We start from the raw sequence: 16,105 nt of genomic DNA, 5'->3' as shown, positions 1-16,105 counted from the left end.
GCGAGGCGACTGAAAGGCTTAGGCTATCCTGCTCCGACCGCCTCCGCCACGGAGCGGAAGCCATCGGCGCGCAATCGCTGGGCAAGTTCGCGCTTGATCCGGACGATCAGGCCCGGGCCGTCGTAGGCCAGCGCGGAATAGAGCTGCACCGCCGAGGCGCCCGCCCGCAGCTTGGCGTAGGCGTCGGCGCCCGAGGCGATTCCGCCGGCGCCGATAAGCAGGAAACGACCGGCCGCGGCCTGGTGGAACCGCCGCAGCATCTGCGTCGACAGGTCGAAGAGCGGCGCGCCCGAAAGGCCTCCGGCCTCGTCGCGATGGCGCGACCTGAGCGGCGGTCGGGTGACCGTGGTGTTGGAGACGATCACACCCGCCAGACCATGCTTGGCGACCGTGTCGCAGATCGCCTCCGCCTCGCCGTCCTCCAGATCGGGCGCGACCTTCAGGAACATCGGGACCGCAACGCCCTGGGGCAGCGAATCGGCCGTCGCGACGAGCCGTCCCAGCAGCTCGTCCAGGGCCGCCTGTGTCTGCAGCGCCCTCAGCCCGGGCGTATTTGGCGAGGAGATGTTGATCGTGAAATACGAGGCCATGCCCCAGAGCCGGCGCAGCCCGGCCGTGTAGTCCGCGAGCCGGTCGTCGGAATCCTTGTTGGCGCCGAGGTTCGCGCCCACGACGCCATGTCCCCGGTGCGCGGCCAGTCGCGCGGCGAAGGCCTCAAGACCCTCGTTGTTGAAGCCCATGCGGTTGATCACCGCCCGGTCCTGCCACAGGCGGAACAGGCGCGGACGCGGGTTGCCGACCTGGGGCAGCGGCGTGACCGTCCCGCATTCGACGAAGCCGCAACCGGCCCGCAGCATGGGCCCGAACACCTCGGCGTTCTTGTCGAAGCCAGGCGCGAGGCCGACCGGATTTGGCAGCTTCAGGCCCGCGAGGTCGGTCGCCAGGATCGGGTCGTCGGGCGGCGCGAGCGGGCCGAGGCCCATCTTCAGGGCCTTGATGGCGATCCCATGGGCGTCCTCGGGATCGAGGCCGCGCAAGGCCAGGGTGGCGAGGCCGTGCAGGTCCATCAGGCCCACTCCAGGCGGGGCGCACCATCGGCGCCAAGCGGGGCCTCGTGCACGGCGCGCACATGCGCCACGTCGAGCGGGGCGTAGAGATGCGGGAAGAGATCACCGCCGCGCGACGGCTCCCACCTCAGCGCCTCGCCCAGGTCATCGCCCTCGACCTCCAGCACCACGAGGTCGGGGAGGCCGGCAAAGTAGCGTCGCGCCGTCTCGGCGGCCTGGGCGGCGGTGGAGAAATGGATGTAGCCGTCCTGGTGGTCGATCGCCGAGCCGTCGAAGCGGCCCGCGGCCTGGGCGGCGGACCATTCGGCGCGCGGCAGGATCTTGTAGATCCTCAATGGTGCCGTCCCGGGATGAACAGGCCATCGTAGTGGGGGCGGCCGTTCCCGTCGAAGAGGAAGACCGCCGAGGCCGCCGGCGGAAAGTTGCGTTGCGCCTGCGCGATCAGGGTCGCTGGCGCGCCGCCCTCTTGAAGGAGCTGAACGACCAGTTCCTGCAGGCCGGGATTGTGCCCGACGACCATGACGGAGCGGCAGTTCCGTCCGGCCTCCTCGGCGGCAGCCCGGATCGTGCCCGAACTGGCGAGGTAGAGGAACGGCTCGAAGCGCGCTTCAGCGCCCGGGAAAGCGGACTTGGCCGCCTCCCAGGTCTCCCGCGTCCGCACCGAGGTGGAGACCAGGGCCACGTCGGGTGAGAAGCCCATGTCGGCCAGATGCGCGGCCATATCGGCGGTTTCGCGCAGCCCGCGCGGCGCCAGCCGCCGGTCGATATCGTCGCCGCTGGCGGAATCCGCCTCGGCCTTGCCGTGCCGGATGAGGATCAGCCGATCCATGGACGCTCCCTAAGCCCAGGGGTTCATAGCCGACAGGCCGGCGGCTGCAAGCCATTGACACCTGCCAGACGAGACGGTCCAACGCGACCATGACGGCGCAGGCCCCCATCCAGGCCGAAAGCGAGACTGGCGGCGGGACCTGGCGGTTCCCGGCGAACAGACCGTTGCGCCTCGATTCGGGCGCGACGCTCGCCCCGCTCGAGATCGCCTACAAGACCTATGGCCGGCTGAACGACGAACGTACGAACGCCATTCTCGTCTGCCACGCCCTGACCGGCGACCAGCACCTGGCTTCCACTCACCCCGTCACCGGCAAGCCCGGCTGGTGGGACAGGTTCGTGGGGCCCGGCAAGCCCCTGGATCCGGACCGCCACTTCATCATCTGCTCGAACGTGATCGGCGGCTGCATGGGCTCGACCGGGCCAGCATCCATCGATCCTGCGACGGGGGAGCCCTACGGCCTGAAGTTCCCCGTGATCACCATCGCCGACATGGTCCGCGCCCAGGCGATGCTGATCGAGGCCATGGGTATCGAGACGCTGTTCGCGGCCATCGGCGGCAGCATGGGCGGCATGCAGGTGCAGCAGTGGGCGGCCGACTATCCCGAGAAGCTGTTCAGCGCGGTGATCATCGCCGCCGCCGCCCGCCACTCGGCCCAGAACATCGCCTTCCACGAGGTGGGGCGCCAGGCGATCATGGCCGACCCCAATTGGATGAGCGGCGCCTATCTCACCGCCGGCGTCCGGCCCGAGAAGGGCCTGGCCGTCGCCCGCATGGCCGCGCACATCACATATCTCTCCGAGGCCGCGCTGCAGCGGAAGTTCGGACGCGAGCTCCAGCGCGATGGCCTGTCGTGGGGTTTCGACGCCGACTTCCAGGTCGAGAGCTACCTGCGCCACCAGGGCGCCAGCTTCGTCGACCGGTTCGACGCCAACAGCTACCTCTACATCACCCGGGCGCTCGACTACTTCGACCTCGCGGCCAGACACGGCGGCGTGCTGGCCGAGGCGTTCATGAAGGCGCGGCACGTGCGGTTCTGCGTGCTCTCGTTCTCGTCCGACTGGCTCTATCCCACCGCCGAGAGCCGCGACATCGTGCGGGCGCTGAACGGGGCAGGCTGCCGGACCAGCTTCGCAGAGATCGCCACCGACAAGGGCCACGACGCCTTCTTCCTCGACGAGCCGCTGCTGGATCAGACCCTGCGCGGGTTCCTCGGCGCGCAGGCGCAGGCGCGGGGCCTCGCGTGACCCGCATCCGCGAGGACTTCGCCGAGATCCTGAAGCTCGTGCGGCCGAGCGCCCGCGTGCTGGACGTCGGCTGCGGCGAAGGCGAACTGCTGGAGCTGCTGACCCGCGAGAAGCAGGTGGACGGCCAGGGTCTCGAGCTCGGTCCCGAGAACGTCGCCGCCTGCGTGGCCCGCGGCCTGTCCGTCGTGCAGGGCGATGGCGATCGCGACCTGGACCACTTTCCGACCCGGGCTTTCGACTACGCGATCCTGTCCAAGACCCTGCAGCAGATGCGCGAGCCGCGCCATGTGCTGAACGAGCTGCTGCGGATCGCCGACCAGGCGGTGGTGTCGGTGCCGAACTTCGGCCATTGGAGGGTCCGCTGGGCCCTGCTCTCGCAGGGGCGGATGCCCGAGACGGGCGCCCTGCCCGAGCCGTGGTGGTCGACGCCGAACATCCACCTCTGCACCCTGCGCGACTTCGTGGACCTGTGCGACCAGCTCGGCCTGCGCATCGACGGATGCGCCGCCCTCTCCGACGGACGCCCCGCCCGCGAGATCGACCCACGAGCGCCGATCGAGAACTGGCGCGCCGAGACCGCGCTCTTTCTCCTCAGCCGGAAGGCCGAGCCAGCGCCCCCCGCCGCCATGCCGCAGCAGAACCTGTTCGGTGAGGTCGAACTTCCGAAGCCGGAGGCGCCCGTGCCGAAGCGGCGCGGCACGCGTAAGGCCTAACGCACCGAGATCACCCGCGTCTGTCCGTGGCGCAGGATGAGGCGTCGGAGCTTGGCGGCGACCGGCCCCTTGGCTGCGGGCGTGACCACGTATTGTCGGGCCCTGCCGCCCGTGTAGCTCATGGCATCGGCGGACAGCAGCGCGATACGCAGCACCTCGCCGGTGTCCTGGCGCAGAGCGAACGCCTCGGGATAGTCGACGTCGAAGTCGGCGATGATCATGCGCACCTGGCCGCCGGCGGGCCGCCGACCCCAGGTCCGGACGGCGTTGGTCAGGCTGGCCATCAGCACAGCGCGCATCTCGGCCTTCAGCGGGCTGTCCGGCTGGAACCGCGGTTCGCAGGTCGTCGGCAGGTTGACTGCGAGCCGCTGACCGCCGGGCGCATAGACCCGTCGCCGCTCCCGCTCGTAGGCCGGCTCGCCCCGCAGCAGGTCGACATTGTATCCCGAGCGCTGGGTGACCACCGGGCCGCCCTGGCGCTGCACCACCACATAGCTGTCAGCCCAGCGTTTCACGCGCGGCACCGCGCGCATGTCCTCGCTCCAGAGGTAGGCCACATGACCGTCGGCCCGCACGTCGACGGTCACCGGCTGGCCGAGGCGGACATAGGGATCGCCCCACCAGGTCGTGCTGAAACAGACGTGGCGCTTCACGGCTTCCGCCGCCTGCGCGGGTGTGAGATCCGCTGCCGCGGCCGGACCGGCGGACAGGAGGGCGGCGATCAGGCCAGCGCCGAGGCCACGCATCGCCACACTCCCTACGTGAGGCGTCTCAGCCGGCGATGGCCGCGGCGTCCTGCTCGCCCGTGCGGATGCGCAGAGCCCGCTCCAGGTCGAGGACGAAGACCTTGCCGTCGCCGATCTTGTTGGTGTTGGCCGTCGCCTGGATCGCCTCGACCACCTTGTCGGCGATATCGGTCGGCACGGCGATCTCCAGCTTCACCTTCGGCAGGAGCTTCACCTCATATTCGGCGCCGCGATAGACCTCGGTCTTGCCGCGCTGGCGCCCATAGCCACGCACCTCGGTGACGGTCAGGCCGGAGGCTCCGGCCTCGGTGACCGCATCCAGCACGGCGTCCAGCCGGCTGGGCTTGATGACCGCGATGATCAGTTTCATGCGGGCGAGGCCTCCGATTCGTGACGCGGGTCCAACATAGGGCGACAGCTAAGACCTTCGCCGCGGCGGCGCCAAGCGCCGTCGCAAGCCCTCGCCGACGGGAGCCTGCGAAACAGGCGCCGGGCTGGGAGCCGGCAGCAGGACGGGCCGCACCACCCGGCGCCGCGCCCGCGTTCCCTGAGGCTTCACGGCGAAGGTCTGCTTCACGGCCTCCATAAGCAACAGGCCCGCGAAGCGCGGCCAGAGCCGCGATCCCGCCTGCTCGAAGCCCTCGGCCCAGCGGGCCATCCAGCCGATGGGCGGCACGTAGAGGGCTCGCGTCCAGCCGGATGGCTCAAGGTCGGCTTCGCGCAGGAGTTCGGCGAGCTGGCTGCGGCTGTAGGGGCGACCGTGGCCGAAGGGCGTGCTCTCGCTGCCGGCCCAAAGTCCGTCGCGCGACGCTACGGCGATGATCGCCTTGCCCGATGGCGACAGCACCCGCCAGACCTCGCGCAGATAGCCCACCGGGTCCGGACTCTCCTCGAGCCCGTGCACGACGAGAACCCGGTCGAACAATGCGTTCTGGAACGGCAGACTGTCCTCGGGCGTCAAGGTCGCGAGATTTCCCTCGGGCGTGGGCCAGACTTCGACCCCCTGCTGAGCGGGCATGCCGGCCACCACACGCCGGGCGCGGTCGCGCAGGTTGCCGACGAACGGGGTAGCGTAGCCCAGCGCCAGGATGTCCTGTCCATGCGCGTCGCCCCACGCCTCCAGCAGCTTGCGCTCGACCATGGTCCGCGCCGCCCGTCCAAGGTCGGAGGCGTAGAACTGACGAAGTTCGAGCACATCACGGCGCATCGTTGCTTGGCTAAGCTCGACGTGGGCGGTTCGCCAGCCTAAATCGTCCGGCAGCCGTCCGGGAGATCGCCATGCCGCTGACCGTCCACCAGTTCGCCTGTCTGTCGGACAACTATGGCTTCCTCATCCGCGACGAGGCCACGGGAAAGACCGCCTGCATCGACACGCCGGACGCCGCCGCGGTCCTCGCCGAGCTTAAGTCGCTGGGTTGGGGGCTGGACCTCATTCTCAACACCCACTGGCACCCCGACCACGCCGGCGGCAACGAAGAGATCAAGGCGGCCACGGGCTGCACGATCGTGGGCCCCAAGGAGGTCACCCGGATCGCGCCGCTCGACCGCGAGGTCGCGGGCGGTGACACCGTGGCGCTGGGCGAGACCACGTTCCAGGTCCTGGCCAGTGGCGGCCACACCCTCGAGCACATCGCCTACTACGACCCGGCCAGCCGCACCGCTTTCGTGGGCGACACCCTGTTCGCCCTGGGCTGCGGGCGCATGTTCGAAGGCACGCCGGAACAGATGTGGGAAAGCCTGCAGCGCTTGGCGGCTCTGCCCGACGACACCACCGTCTATTGCGCGCACGAATATACGGCTTCTAACGCCCGCTTCGCTCTGTCAGTCGACGACAGCCCCGCCCTCAAGAGCCGCACCGAGGCGGTGTTCGCGGCGCGCGAGCGGGGCGAATGGACGGTGCCGACGACCATCGGCGCAGAGAAGGCCACCAATCCGTTCCTCCGCGCGCCCCAGCTGGCGGGCAAGGTCGGCGCCGCGGGCCAGCCGGACCACCTGGCGTTCGCGGCCGTGCGGGCGGCCAAGGACGGCTTCAAGGGCTGACCGCCCGCGCGGTCAGCGTTCGGTGGCGATCCTGATGATCCGTTTCGACGACGGCCGGCCGGCGAGGCCATAGGCCGGGGCGACTACGATCCTGAGCACCCTGTCGTTCAGGCTTACGGACGGCGTCTTGCCTTCCTCGAACCGGACGGTGCTGAACTGGCTCAGGGCCGTCCGCCCGTCCCGGCGCTCGGCCATCTGGGCGAACGCCACGCTGGTCACCAGGGCGGCGTCGCCGATCAGCGCCGATCCGGCGGGCGTCACGTTCCGCGCCTCGAACACGATCGTCCGGCGGGCGACCCGCCCGGTCCGATAACTGGCCTGCAGCAGCCGCTCGCCCAGCGCCTGCGGACTGATCGGCGTCAGTCTCAGCGGCGCGCCGCCGCCCGCCAGCGACACCGCCTCTCCATTTGGCCGGCTGTTGGTGAAGAGGGTCAGCCCGCCGAGTCGCGTCGCGCGCAGGACCGGCTCGCCCAGTTCATCGCGATAGATCACGTCGCCCCGCGGGGCCGGACTGGGCGCCAGGGCCCAGACCTCGGGACTGTCCTCGAACTTGAGCATCGGGATCGGCTGGGTGCGGTCCAGGATGAAGACCCGCCCCTCCTCGGAAACGAAGCGGGCGACCGGCGGGCCGGCTACCTTGTCGCCGGGCTTGCGGAACAGGCTGTCGCGCAACCGGTCGGCAGGCCCGGCGTGCGAAGGCGCCGCGGCGCCCATGGCCACGACGGCCAACAGCGCCGCACACGCTGCTCTCTTCGACGCCGTCAGCTTGCCCGTCATTCCATGGAGTCAGATGCCGCGCGATCGGGGCGTTTTTTCGACCCTGGGAAGGTCTTCACCCGACCATGTACTGGCCGCCGTTAAGCGAAAGTGTCGCGCCGGTCACGTAGCCGGCCCGCTCGCCCGCCAGGAAGGCCACCATGTCGGCGATCTCCTCGCCCTTGCCGAGCCGGCCCACCGGGATCTGGGCGATGATCCCCTCGAGCACCTTCTCAGGCACCGCGGCCACCATGTCGGTGTCGATGTAGCCCGGCGCGATGCAGTTCACGGTCACGCCCTTGCGGGCGTTCTCCAGCGCGAGGGCCTTGGTGAAGCCGATCATCCCGGCCTTGGCGGCCGAGTAGTTGGTCTGGCCCATCTGGCCCTTCTGGCCGTTGATCGAGCTGATGTTGACCACCCGGCCCCAGCCCCGGTCGCGCATGCCTTCGATCACCTGACGGGTCATGTTGAACAGGCTGTCCATGTTCACCCGGATGACCTCGCTCCACTGGTCCGAGGTCATCTTGTGGAACACGCCGTCGCGGGTGATGCCGGCGTTGTTCACCAGGACGTCGATCGGGCCCAGCGCCTTCTCCACCTGTTCGGCGGCGTGCTTGCAGTCCATGAAGTTCCCGACGTTGCCCTTCACCACCATGATGCCGAGCTCCTTGGCGCAATTGGCGGCGGCCTCGTCGTTGCCGGAGTACCCGGCCGCCACCTGCATCCCGTCGGCCTTCAGCCGCTCGACGATCGCCCGTCCGATGCCACGGGTTCCACCCGTGACCAGCGCCACCCTGGCCATGCCTTACGTCTCCCTATGAACCACGACGCCCGTTGGCCGGGCGCTTCAGATCTTTTCCACGCACATTGCGACACCCATACCGCCGCCGACGCAAAGCGTGGCCAAACCCTTGGTTGCGTCCGAGCGCTTCATCTCGTGCACAAGGGTGGTCAGGATCCGGGCGCCCGAGGCGCCGATCGGATGGCCGATGGCGATGGCGCCGCCGTTGACGTTCACCTTCTCGGGATCCAGCCCCAGTTCGCGCACCACGCACAGCGATTGCGCGGCGAACGCCTCGTTCGATTCCACCAGGTCCAGGTCCGAGACCTTCCAGCCCGCCCTCTCCAGCGCCTTGCGGCTGGCGGGGATCGGGCCGGTGCCCATGATCTCGGGCTCGACGCCGGCATGAGCCCAGGAGGCGATGCGGGCCAGCGGCTTCAGGCCACGCTTCTGCGCCTCGTCGGCGCTCATCAGCACCAGCGCCGCGGCGCCGTCGTTGAGGCCAGAGGCGTTGGCCGCGGTGACCGAGCCGTCCTTCGCGAACGCCGGGCGCAGACCCGCCATCGCCTCGATCGTGGCGCCGTGGCGGATGTATTCGTCCTGCTCGACCACCGTGTCGCCCTTGCGGCCCTTCACGGTGACGGGGGCGATCTCGTCCTTGAACTTGCCCGCCTTCTGGGCCGTCTCGGCGCGGTTCTGGGAGACGACCGCGAACTTGTCCTGGTCCTCGCGGGTGATCTGCCAGCGGGCGGCGATGTTCTCGGCGGTCTGGCCCATGTGATAGCCGTGGAACGCGTCCCAGAGGCCGTCCTTGATCATGGTGTCCACCAGAGCGAGGTCGCCCATCTTCTGGCCGCCGCGGAGCTGCTGGGCGTGGGGTGACTGGCTCATGCTCTCCTGGCCGCCGGCGATGACGATCTTCGCCGAGCCGTCCTGGATCTGCTGTGCGGCCAGGGCGACGGCGCGCAGGCCGGACCCGCAGAGCTGGTTCAGGCTCCAGGCGGGGCTTTCCACCGGGATGCCGGCGTTGACGGCCGCCTGCCGGGCGGGGCCCTGGCCCGCGCCGGCCTGCAGGACCTGGCCAAGGATCACCTCCTCGACATCGCTCGCCGCGATGCCCGCCCGCTCGACCGCGGCCTGGATCGCCACCCTGCCGAGCTCATGCGCCGGCAGACTGGACAGCGCGCCGTTGAACGAGCCCACCGGCGTGCGGACGGCGGAGACGATGACGATATCGGTCATGGGAGATCCCTGAGTTTTTCCGGTCGGCCCGGCCTCTTCTATCGGCTGGCGCCGGCGGCAGGGCAAGCCAGAGGTTACCAATTGGTTGATGGCATTTGCTTATGCGCTCGCATCCGCGATACTGCGTTGCAGAATGGTCGGCGGGGAATCGCCGCCGCGTACAAGGATTAGGGATGGCCGACACCCAGGAGAGCGGCGCGGGCGCCCGTGGCGCCGCCGGCGAGCGCGTCGTCATCAAGAAGTATGCGAACCGGCGGCTCTACAACACCGCCTCCTCCAGCTACGTGACGCTGGAGCATCTGGCCGACATGGTGAAACAGGGCGTCGACTTCGTCGTCTATGACGCCAAGACCAATGAAGACATCACTCGGACAGTCCTGACTCAGATTATCTTCGAAGAAGAAGAGAAGAGCCAGGGTCAGAGCCTTCTGCCGATCCAGTTCCTGCGGCAACTGATCAGCTTCTACGGCAATTCGATGCAGGCGTTCCTGCCCAGCTATCTGGAATTGTCTCTGGCCAGCTTCACGCAGCAGCAGGAACGGCTGCGCAACCAGCTTGCAGGCTTCGGTCAGGCGGGGGGCATCGCGGCCTATGAAGACCAGATCCGGCAGAACCTTCAGCTGTTCGACCGGGCCATGAAGATGTTCTCGCCCTTCGCCTACGCGCCACCTGCGCGGACGGAGGAGCAGCCCCCCGCGTCGCCCCGGGCCGAGGCGGGGAACGACGAAGCTCTGACGGCCTTACGTAAGCAGATGGCTGAGATGCAGGCTCAGCTGGACAAGCTGGCGAAAGGCTGAGGTTGTGGCCCACGCATTGCAGGTTGTGCGACATGATGTCCCGCATTGATCGCGTCCGCAGGGTGACCCACTCGCGCCGCACGGCGCGGACGGAGTCCGATCGCGCCGAAGAGCCGGCGACCGACGTCGTGAACCTGCCCGTCCCAGTGGGAGCGCCCGGTCCGTACCAGCGTCCGCCGCGCCGCGAGTTCCGCCAGGGTGAGTGCGAAGTCGCCGCGCAGCTCATGGCCCAGAGCGGAGAGCGGCGGGGCCTGAGGGCTGGCCCGCCCCTGCTGGACACCGCCCGCGTCGCCTACAACCGCGTCGAATGGTCAGGCAGCTTCGACCGCCGGGCGCGGAGCGGCCGCCGCACGCGCACCGACATCTAGATCAGAACTCGGTCCAATCGCTGGAGCCGCCGCCTGCGAAGGCGGCGATCTTCTCGCGCGCCGCATGAACCGGATTGGCCGGCGCTGGACGACGCGCGGCCGGAACCGGGGCCACGACTTGAGGTCGGCCCGCCGGCTGGCTCGTCTTGAACCGGCCGACCAGGCCAGCCAGCTCGCGGGCCTCACCGTTCAGCGCATGGGTGGCGGCGGTCGTCTGCTCCACCATGGCGGCGTTCTGCTGGACGACCTGATCCATCTGGTTGACCGCGGTGTTGACCTCCTGGAGGCCGGTGGCCTGCTCCTGGGCGGACGCCGAGATCTGGGCCACGAGCGCATCGACGGCGGTCACCTGCGAGGCGATCCGCTGCAGCACTTCCCCCGTCCGGCCCACCATGCCCACACCGACCTCCACCTGCTCGGTCGAGGCGGCGATCAGGGCCTTGATCTCCTTGGCGGCCTCGGCCGAGCGCTGGGCCAGGGCCCGGACTTCGGAGGCCACGACCGCAAAGCCCTTGCCCGCGTCGCCCGCGCGAGCGGCCTCAACCCCGGCGTTCAGCGCCAGCAGGTTGGTCTGGAAGGCGATCTCGTCGATCACGCCGATGATCTTGGTGATCTCGTGCGAGGAGGTCTCGATCTGGCTCATGGCCTCGACCGCGCTGCGGACGACCTCGCTCGACGTCTGGGCCTCGCCGCGCACCTGGTCCATGGCCGCGGTGGCCTGACGGGCGCTGCCGGCCGTGCTCTTCACAGCAGAGGTGATCTCCTCGACCGCCGCCGCCGTCTCGACCAGACTCGCAGCCTGCTGCTCGGTGCGTCGGGCGAGTTCGTCCGCCGCCTGGGCCATCTGGCCCGCGCCCGAGCCGATGCCGCCGGCGGCCGCCGACAGGGTCACCACGACGCCCTCCAACGCCTCCACGGCGCGATTGAAATCGGACTTGAGCTCCTCGTACTCGCTCGCCACGGTCTCGTTCAGCCGTGCGCTGAGGTCGCCGGCGGCCAGGCGCGACAGCTCACGCGCCATCGCCTGCACGACCCGCTTCTGTTCGCGGCCCGCCGCCTCGAAGGCCGCCTCGGTCTCCTTGAGTTGCCGTTCCACCTGCAGGTGCATCTCGGACGCTTCGGCCTGGAGACGGGCGCGCTCTCGACCGTTTTCACGGAACACCAGCACGCTGCGGACCATGTCGCCGATCTCGTCGCGCCGATCTGCGCCAGCGACCTCGGCCTGGTAGTCTCCGTCCGCGAGCCGTCGCATGGACACCGACAGGCGCTCGATCGCATGGACGATCAGGCGCTCGAAGAACGCGACGCCGAAAATAGCGCCCACGACCATCGCCGCACCGGCCCCCGCGCTGATCCACATCGCCAGCCTGAGGCCGTCGCGCAGGGCCGGCTCTGTGGCCGCTTCCTGGCCAAGCCAGAGCAGCACGACGTTCAATCCGACCAGACCCAGGACCGCAAGAATGCCGGCGGCCCAGGAGAGGCGCATGCGGGCTTTGATCGTCGTGGGCATCGGGTCCTCAGGCGCTCGCGCGAATCAACCGCGCAGGATGTCGACGGGGACCTTGCGTCTCGCGGGTGAAGGACCCCCTAAGCCAGCCTCGGAACGGGTGCGGCGGGCGGTCGCATGCGGGCCCGCGCGCGATCAGGCCAGCCGCGCGAGCCGTTCTTCCAGCGCCGCGACACGACGTTCCAGCTCCGCCACCCTGGCGTCGATGGCGTTGGCGGCCCGAGGCGCTGGCGTCGAGACACCGGCGCGATCCGCGACCTCGCCCGCCGGCACGCCCAGCAACTCGGCAAAGGCCGCCACCTGCCCGGCGGAAAGTTCCCTCTGGTCCTTGAAGACCAGGGCCAGTTCGTCCTCGCCGAGTCCGGCCACCGCCGCCATCACACTGCGGGAAAGGCCGCGTTCCGCGAGCTTTTCGTCGAACCAGGGGGCGTCGAAGAAGAGGGCCATGCCGGGCGGCTCCTGTGGCGCCGGACTTGCTTAACCGTGTTCGGACCTCACCGCCACGGACCCGCAGATGCTCATCTTCCTGTCTCGCTTCGTCGACGTCGCGGTCGTGACGCTGCTCCTCTCGGCCCTCACCTAGAGCTCGTCGGCGCCGCCGGGATCGCGGGCCCGCGACTGCAGCCACATCACGCCGACCAGATCGGAGAGCGACGCCGTAAGCCTGCCGAGGTTGGTGTACTTCGAGCGTCCCGTCTGGCGGTGACGGTGGTTCACGGGGCGAAAGTCGACCCTGTACCCTTCACGGAGCATCAGGGCCGGCAGGTACCGGTGGATGTGGTCGAAGTACGGAAGCCGCAGGAATGCTTCGCGCCGGAAGGCCTTCAGGCCACAGCCGGTGTCGTTGGCCGCGTCCTTCAGCAGGCGTTTGCGGACCCCGTTGCCGATCCGCGAGGCCAGCTTCTTCGCCTGGCTGTCCTGCCGCTTGACCCTCTCCCCGCCGACCAGGGCCAGTTCGGGCGGCCCGGCGAGCAGGGAGTCCACCAGCGCCGGACCGTCGGCGGGGTCGTTCTGGCCATCGCCGTCCAGAGTGACCACGATCGGCGCGCGGGCCGCCAGGACCCCCGTCCGGATGGCGCGGCTCTGGCCCGCGTTCCGGCGATGACCGACGACCCGGAGCTGGGGGATCTCGGCCGCAACCGCCTTCAGCGCGGCGCGGGTGCCATCGCGGCTGGCGTCATCGACGAAGATGATCTCGGCGTTCCGGCCCGTGAACGCCGCCGCGATCTCCCGCGCCAGGGTCGGCGCCGCGCCCTCTTCGTCGAAGACGGGCACGACGACGGAAATCTCGGGTGGGATGTCGGGCGAGGAAGCCATTGTCCGCCTCCATAGCGGAAAAGGCGGCGCGCGACAGGATCATGGTATGCAGCGGGCCATGACGCTGGACAGCGCCCTGTCGAAATGGAGCGGCGGCTGGCGGGGGCCCGCCCTCGCCGCCTTCATCGCCTTTGTCGCCGGCCTCCCCGGCCTCCTGGCCATGCCGCCGCTCGATCGGGACGAATCGCGGTTCGCCCAGGCCACGGCCCAGATGCTGGAGAGTGGAGACTTCGTGGTCATCCGCTTCCAGGACGGGCCGCGCTTCAAGAAGCCCGTGGGGATCCACTGGCTCCAGGCGGCAAGCGTCTCCACCTTCTCCAGTCCCGAAGCGCGGCAGATCTGGGCCTATCGCATCCCCTCGCTTGTGGGCGTCATGCTGGCCGCCGCGGCCTGCGCCTGGGGCGCGGCGGGACTCTTCGACCGGCGTACCGCCCTGATCGCCGGCGCCCTGCTGGGCGCGAGCTTCCTCGTTTCCACCGAAGCGTTCATCGCCAAGACCGACGCGGCCCTGCTCGGTGCGACGACGCTGGCCATGGCCTGCCTCGCCCGCATCTATGCCGCCTCCCGCGGAGGCGTCGCCCCGTCGCGGCGGGTGATCTGGACCTTCTGGGGCGCGCTGGCGGCCACCGTGCTGATCAAGGGACCCGTCGGGCCCATGGTCGTGGGCCTGGCGATGCTGACGCTGGCGCTTTGGGATCGGCGCGCCGGCTGGCTGGCCGGCCTGAAGTGGTGGTGGGGCCTGATCATCGTCCTGGCGATGGTCGGACCCTGGGCCGGGGCCGTGACGGTCGCCACCGACGGAGGGTTCTGGACCGAAGCCATTGGCGCCGATCTCGCGCCGAAGCTGGCCGGCGGTCAGGAGAGTCATGGCGCGCCGCCCGGCTACCACCTGCTGCTGACGCCCATCCTCTCGTTCCCCATGGCCCTGCTGCTGCCGGCTGCGGCCGTCGCGGCCTGGCGCCATCGCGCCGAGCCGGGCGTGCGCTTCGCCCTGGCCTGGCTGGTTCCGACCTTCCTGGTGTTCGAGTTGCTGCCTACCAAGCTGCCGCACTACACCATGCCCGCCTACGGCGCCCTGGCCTGGCTCTCGGCGCGCGCGCTGGCGGAACCGATCGGTAGAGTGGCGCGATGGTTGGGCGCGGGGCTCTGCGCCGTCGTCGGGCTGGCTCTGGCCGGGGGCGTCTTCTACCTGCTCTCCCTATATGCCGACGCCTCGGACGCCTGGGCCGCCACCCTGGCTGGCGGGTTGATCGCCGCGGCCGGGATCGTCGGGGGCTATCTGATGCTTCGGGACGCGCCGCGAGCGGCCACGGCGGTCGCCCTGGCGCTAGGCGTTCTGGGGCATGCGGCCCTCGCCGCCGGCCTCGCGCCGCGGCTGGAGCCCCTGTGGCTCTCCACTCGCCTCGAAGCCGCCCTCGACAAGGCGCGACTGCTGCCACGGCAGGGTCTGGCGGAGGCGCCCGTCGCCGTCGCCGGATTCGCCGAACCCAGCCTGGTCTTCGCCCTCGGGACGGCGACTGAGCTCGAGGGCGCGGCGGAAGCGGCCCAGGCGGTGGTCGAGCATCGGCCGGCCATCGTCGAGCAGCGCGAGGAGGCGGCTTTCCGTGCGGCGCTTGCCGTCCGTGGCGGCAAGGCGCGAGAAGTCGCCGTGATCCGCGGGATCAACTACTCCAAGGGTGATGAACTGACGCTCCGGGTCTATGTGGCTCCCGACGTCGATGTGAGTGAGGCAGGGCCATGAGCCGGCGTATCGAGATCGTGGAAGTCGGCCCCCGCGATGGGCTGCAGAACGAGAAAACCCTGCTGGAAGTCGGCGACAAGCTGGAGATGATCCGGCGCCTCGAGGCCGCGGGCGCGCGGCGCATGGAAGTGGTCTCGTTCGTGAATCCCAAGCGCGTGCCCCAGATGGCCGGCGCGGAAGAGATCATGGCCGCGCTGCCGCATAAGGAGGGCCGGTCCCGGATCGGCCTGGTGCTGAACCTGCGAGGCTGGGAGCGGTGCGTCGAGGCCGGCTGCGACGAGGCCAATGTGGTGGTCTGCGCCAGCGACGGCTTCGGAATCCGCAACCAGGGCGCCTCGGTCGAGGAGCAGGTCGCGACCCTGGCTCACATCATGGGCGTCCGCCGCAAGGAGGAGCCGCCGGTCACCCTGACCGTCTCGGTGGCCTTCGGCTGCCCGTTCGACGGCGAGGTCCCCGAAGATCGCGTCATCGAGATCGTGAAGGCCGCCGCCGACATGCGCGTCGCCGAGATCGCCCTGGCCGACACCATCGGCGTCGCCGATCCCTGGACCGTCCGGCGGCGCGTCGAGGCGGCGAAGAAGGCCGCCGGCCACATCCCGCTGCGCCTGCACTTCCACGACACCCGCAACACCGGTCTCGCCAACGCGTTCGCGGGCGTCGAGGCGGGGGTCGACATCCTGGACGCCAGCGTCGGCGGCCTGGGCGGCTGTCCGTTCGCCCCCAACGCCACCGGCAACATCGGCACCGAGGATCTCGTCTACATGCTGGAGCGAGCCGGTTTCGAGACCGGCTATGACCTGTCCCAGCTCATCGACATCGCCCATTGGGCGTCCGAGAAGCTGGGGAAACCGCCGGCCTCGTCTCTGGCGCGCGCCGGGACTTTTCCGATCGCGCGCCCGGCCGCCGGACCTTAAGAAGACTTAACTGTCGGTTGCAGGACCGCGGCGGTAAAGG

The 16,105-nt window shown here is 69.7% G+C and carries 19 protein-coding genes; 7 read left to right on the top strand and 12 right to left on the bottom strand.

Annotation, left to right across the window (positions count from 1 at the left end):
• Nucleotides 1–23 precede the first annotated feature (23 nt).
• Genes DJ019_RS07740 through DJ019_RS07730 form a run of 3 tightly spaced genes read right to left on the bottom strand, consistent with a single transcriptional unit; the run spans nt 24 to nt 1,896 of the window.
• A complete protein-coding gene (locus tag DJ019_RS07740; protein ID WP_111275391.1) occupies nt 24–1,067 on the bottom strand; it encodes a quinone-dependent dihydroorotate dehydrogenase in 1,044 nt (347 codons plus the stop codon).
• Nucleotides 1,067–1,402: a DUF952 domain-containing protein gene (locus DJ019_RS07735; RefSeq protein ID WP_111275390.1), complete on the bottom strand. Its 336-nt coding sequence runs from the start codon at nt 1,400–1,402 to the stop codon at nt 1,067–1,069. The genes DJ019_RS07740 and DJ019_RS07735 overlap by 1 nt, the downstream gene beginning before the upstream one ends.
• Nucleotides 1,399–1,896, bottom strand: a complete 498-nt coding sequence (locus DJ019_RS07730) for a SixA phosphatase family protein (protein WP_111275389.1) — start codon at nt 1,894–1,896, stop codon at nt 1,399–1,401. Before DJ019_RS07730 ends, DJ019_RS07735 begins: the two co-directional genes overlap by 4 nt.
• Before the next feature lie 89 nt (nt 1,897–1,985).
• On the opposite strand from DJ019_RS07730, the gene metX reads away from it, so the two are divergent.
• Both metX and metW read left to right on the top strand, forming a co-directional pair.
• Nucleotides 1,986–3,143: a homoserine O-acetyltransferase MetX gene (gene metX, locus DJ019_RS07725; protein ID WP_111275388.1), complete on the top strand. Its 1,158-nt coding sequence runs from the start codon at nt 1,986–1,988 to the stop codon at nt 3,141–3,143.
• On the top strand, nt 3,140–3,856 hold the full coding sequence (gene metW, locus DJ019_RS07720; protein ID WP_111275387.1) for a methionine biosynthesis protein MetW: 717 nt from the start codon (nt 3,140–3,142) through the stop codon (nt 3,854–3,856). The genes metX and metW overlap by 4 nt, the downstream gene beginning before the upstream one ends.
• On the opposite strand, the gene DJ019_RS07715 is transcribed toward metW, so the two are convergent.
• Genes DJ019_RS07715 through DJ019_RS07705 form a run of 3 tightly spaced genes read right to left on the bottom strand, consistent with a single transcriptional unit; the run spans nt 3,853 to nt 5,809 of the window.
• The gene (locus DJ019_RS07715; protein ID WP_111275386.1) at nt 3,853–4,602 is read right to left on the bottom strand and encodes a hypothetical protein; all 750 of its coding nucleotides are present in this window, start codon (nt 4,600–4,602) and stop codon (nt 3,853–3,855) included. The two genes, metW and DJ019_RS07715, sit on opposite strands and share 4 nt — an antisense overlap.
• Nucleotides 4,603–4,627: 25 nt before the next feature.
• On the bottom strand, nt 4,628–4,972 hold the full coding sequence (locus DJ019_RS07710; protein WP_111275385.1) for a P-II family nitrogen regulator: 345 nt from the start codon (nt 4,970–4,972) through the stop codon (nt 4,628–4,630).
• 48 nt (nt 4,973–5,020) lie between these two features.
• The gene (locus DJ019_RS07705; RefSeq protein ID WP_111275384.1) at nt 5,021–5,809 is read right to left on the bottom strand and encodes a class I SAM-dependent methyltransferase; all 789 of its coding nucleotides are present in this window, start codon (nt 5,807–5,809) and stop codon (nt 5,021–5,023) included.
• A 71-nt stretch (nt 5,810–5,880) separates the two neighbouring features.
• On the opposite strand from DJ019_RS07705, the gene gloB reads away from it, so the two are divergent.
• The gene (gene gloB, locus DJ019_RS07700; RefSeq protein WP_111275383.1) at nt 5,881–6,642 is read left to right on the top strand and encodes a hydroxyacylglutathione hydrolase; all 762 of its coding nucleotides are present in this window, start codon (nt 5,881–5,883) and stop codon (nt 6,640–6,642) included.
• A 12-nt stretch (nt 6,643–6,654) separates the two neighbouring features.
• Here gloB and DJ019_RS07695 read toward each other — a convergent pair whose 3' ends face one another.
• Genes DJ019_RS07695 through DJ019_RS07685 form a run of 3 tightly spaced genes read right to left on the bottom strand, consistent with a single transcriptional unit; the run spans nt 6,655 to nt 9,421 of the window.
• Nucleotides 6,655–7,419: a DUF4908 domain-containing protein gene (locus tag DJ019_RS07695; RefSeq protein WP_111275382.1), complete on the bottom strand. Its 765-nt coding sequence runs from the start codon at nt 7,417–7,419 to the stop codon at nt 6,655–6,657.
• Between the two features lie 55 nt (nt 7,420–7,474).
• Nucleotides 7,475–8,200: a beta-ketoacyl-ACP reductase gene (gene phbB, locus DJ019_RS07690; RefSeq protein ID WP_111275381.1), complete on the bottom strand. Its 726-nt coding sequence runs from the start codon at nt 8,198–8,200 to the stop codon at nt 7,475–7,477.
• Nucleotides 8,201–8,245: 45 nt separating this feature from the next.
• A complete protein-coding gene (locus tag DJ019_RS07685) occupies nt 8,246–9,421 on the bottom strand; it encodes an acetyl-CoA C-acetyltransferase (RefSeq protein WP_111275380.1) in 1,176 nt (391 codons plus the stop codon).
• A 173-nt stretch (nt 9,422–9,594) separates the two neighbouring features.
• On the opposite strand from DJ019_RS07685, the gene phaR reads away from it, so the two are divergent.
• Nucleotides 9,595–10,218 (top strand): polyhydroxyalkanoate synthesis repressor PhaR, encoded by a 624-nt coding sequence (gene phaR / locus DJ019_RS07680; protein WP_111275379.1) that lies wholly within the window; start codon nt 9,595–9,597, stop codon nt 10,216–10,218.
• A 32-nt stretch (nt 10,219–10,250) separates the two neighbouring features.
• Nucleotides 10,251–10,586, top strand: a complete 336-nt coding sequence (locus tag DJ019_RS07675; RefSeq protein ID WP_111275378.1) for a hypothetical protein — start codon at nt 10,251–10,253, stop codon at nt 10,584–10,586.
• A 1-nt stretch (nt 10,587) separates the two neighbouring features.
• Here DJ019_RS07675 and DJ019_RS07670 read toward each other — a convergent pair whose 3' ends face one another.
• The 3 genes from DJ019_RS07670 to DJ019_RS07660 all read right to left on the bottom strand — a co-directional run bounded on the left by DJ019_RS07670 (nt 10,588) and on the right by DJ019_RS07660 (nt 13,410).
• On the bottom strand, nt 10,588–12,096 hold the full coding sequence (locus DJ019_RS07670) for a methyl-accepting chemotaxis protein (protein ID WP_111275377.1): 1,509 nt from the start codon (nt 12,094–12,096) through the stop codon (nt 10,588–10,590).
• A gap of 132 nt (nt 12,097–12,228) precedes the next feature.
• Nucleotides 12,229–12,540, bottom strand: coding sequence for a DNA-binding protein (locus tag DJ019_RS07665; RefSeq protein ID WP_111275376.1), 312 nt, complete (start codon nt 12,538–12,540; stop codon nt 12,229–12,231).
• Between the two features lie 132 nt (nt 12,541–12,672).
• The gene (locus tag DJ019_RS07660) at nt 12,673–13,410 is read right to left on the bottom strand and encodes a glycosyltransferase family 2 protein (protein ID WP_111275375.1); all 738 of its coding nucleotides are present in this window, start codon (nt 13,408–13,410) and stop codon (nt 12,673–12,675) included.
• Between the two features lie 58 nt (nt 13,411–13,468).
• Here DJ019_RS07660 and DJ019_RS07655 point away from each other — a divergent pair, with 58 nt between their 5' ends.
• Together DJ019_RS07655 and DJ019_RS07650 are read left to right on the top strand one after the other, a co-directional pair.
• A complete protein-coding gene (locus DJ019_RS07655; protein WP_111275524.1) occupies nt 13,469–15,151 on the top strand; it encodes an ArnT family glycosyltransferase in 1,683 nt (560 codons plus the stop codon).
• The gene (locus DJ019_RS07650; RefSeq protein WP_111275374.1) at nt 15,148–16,065 is read left to right on the top strand and encodes a hydroxymethylglutaryl-CoA lyase; all 918 of its coding nucleotides are present in this window, start codon (nt 15,148–15,150) and stop codon (nt 16,063–16,065) included. Before DJ019_RS07655 ends, DJ019_RS07650 begins: the two co-directional genes overlap by 4 nt.
• Nucleotides 16,066–16,105: the final 40 nt, after the last annotated feature.

Source organism: Phenylobacterium kunshanense (assembly GCF_003254525.1).
In the GTDB taxonomy this organism is placed as follows: Bacteria; Pseudomonadota; Alphaproteobacteria; order Caulobacterales; family Caulobacteraceae; genus Phenylobacterium; species Phenylobacterium kunshanense.
This window is presented reverse-complemented; position numbering and strand designations above follow the sequence as displayed.

What these genes read in the sequence shown, in the direction of transcription:
- DJ019_RS07695 (WP_111275382.1), bottom strand. Translation starts at nt 7,419, where the DNA reads ATGACGGGCAAGCTGACGGCGTCGAAGAGAGCAGCGTGTGCGGCGCTG.
- DJ019_RS07670 (WP_111275377.1), bottom strand. Translation starts at nt 12,096, where the DNA reads ATGCCCACGACGATCAAAGCCCGCATGCGCCTCTCCTGGGCCGCCGGC.
- DJ019_RS07685 (WP_111275380.1), bottom strand. Translation starts at nt 9,421, where the DNA reads ATGACCGATATCGTCATCGTCTCCGCCGTCCGCACGCCGGTGGGCTCG.
- DJ019_RS07675 (WP_111275378.1), top strand. Translation starts at nt 10,251, where the DNA reads ATGATGTCCCGCATTGATCGCGTCCGCAGGGTGACCCACTCGCGCCGC.
- DJ019_RS07665 (WP_111275376.1), bottom strand. Translation starts at nt 12,540, where the DNA reads ATGGCCCTCTTCTTCGACGCCCCCTGGTTCGACGAAAAGCTCGCGGAA.
- DJ019_RS07705 (WP_111275384.1), bottom strand. Translation starts at nt 5,809, where the DNA reads ATGCGCCGTGATGTGCTCGAACTTCGTCAGTTCTACGCCTCCGACCTT.
- gloB (WP_111275383.1), top strand. Translation starts at nt 5,881, where the DNA reads ATGCCGCTGACCGTCCACCAGTTCGCCTGTCTGTCGGACAACTATGGC.
- phaR (WP_111275379.1), top strand. Translation starts at nt 9,595, where the DNA reads ATGGCCGACACCCAGGAGAGCGGCGCGGGCGCCCGTGGCGCCGCCGGC.
- DJ019_RS07730 (WP_111275389.1), bottom strand. Translation starts at nt 1,896, where the DNA reads ATGGATCGGCTGATCCTCATCCGGCACGGCAAGGCCGAGGCGGATTCC.
- DJ019_RS07655 (WP_111275524.1), top strand. Translation starts at nt 13,469, where the DNA reads ATGACGCTGGACAGCGCCCTGTCGAAATGGAGCGGCGGCTGGCGGGGG.
- DJ019_RS07710 (WP_111275385.1), bottom strand. Translation starts at nt 4,972, where the DNA reads ATGAAACTGATCATCGCGGTCATCAAGCCCAGCCGGCTGGACGCCGTG.
- phbB (WP_111275381.1), bottom strand. Translation starts at nt 8,200, where the DNA reads ATGGCCAGGGTGGCGCTGGTCACGGGTGGAACCCGTGGCATCGGACGG.
- DJ019_RS07660 (WP_111275375.1), bottom strand. Translation starts at nt 13,410, where the DNA reads ATGGCTTCCTCGCCCGACATCCCACCCGAGATTTCCGTCGTCGTGCCC.
- DJ019_RS07715 (WP_111275386.1), bottom strand. Translation starts at nt 4,602, where the DNA reads ATGCGTGGCCTCGGCGCTGGCCTGATCGCCGCCCTCCTGTCCGCCGGT.
- DJ019_RS07740 (WP_111275391.1), bottom strand. Translation starts at nt 1,067, where the DNA reads ATGGACCTGCACGGCCTCGCCACCCTGGCCTTGCGCGGCCTCGATCCC.
- DJ019_RS07650 (WP_111275374.1), top strand. Translation starts at nt 15,148, where the DNA reads ATGAGCCGGCGTATCGAGATCGTGGAAGTCGGCCCCCGCGATGGGCTG.
- metX (WP_111275388.1), top strand. Translation starts at nt 1,986, where the DNA reads ATGACGGCGCAGGCCCCCATCCAGGCCGAAAGCGAGACTGGCGGCGGG.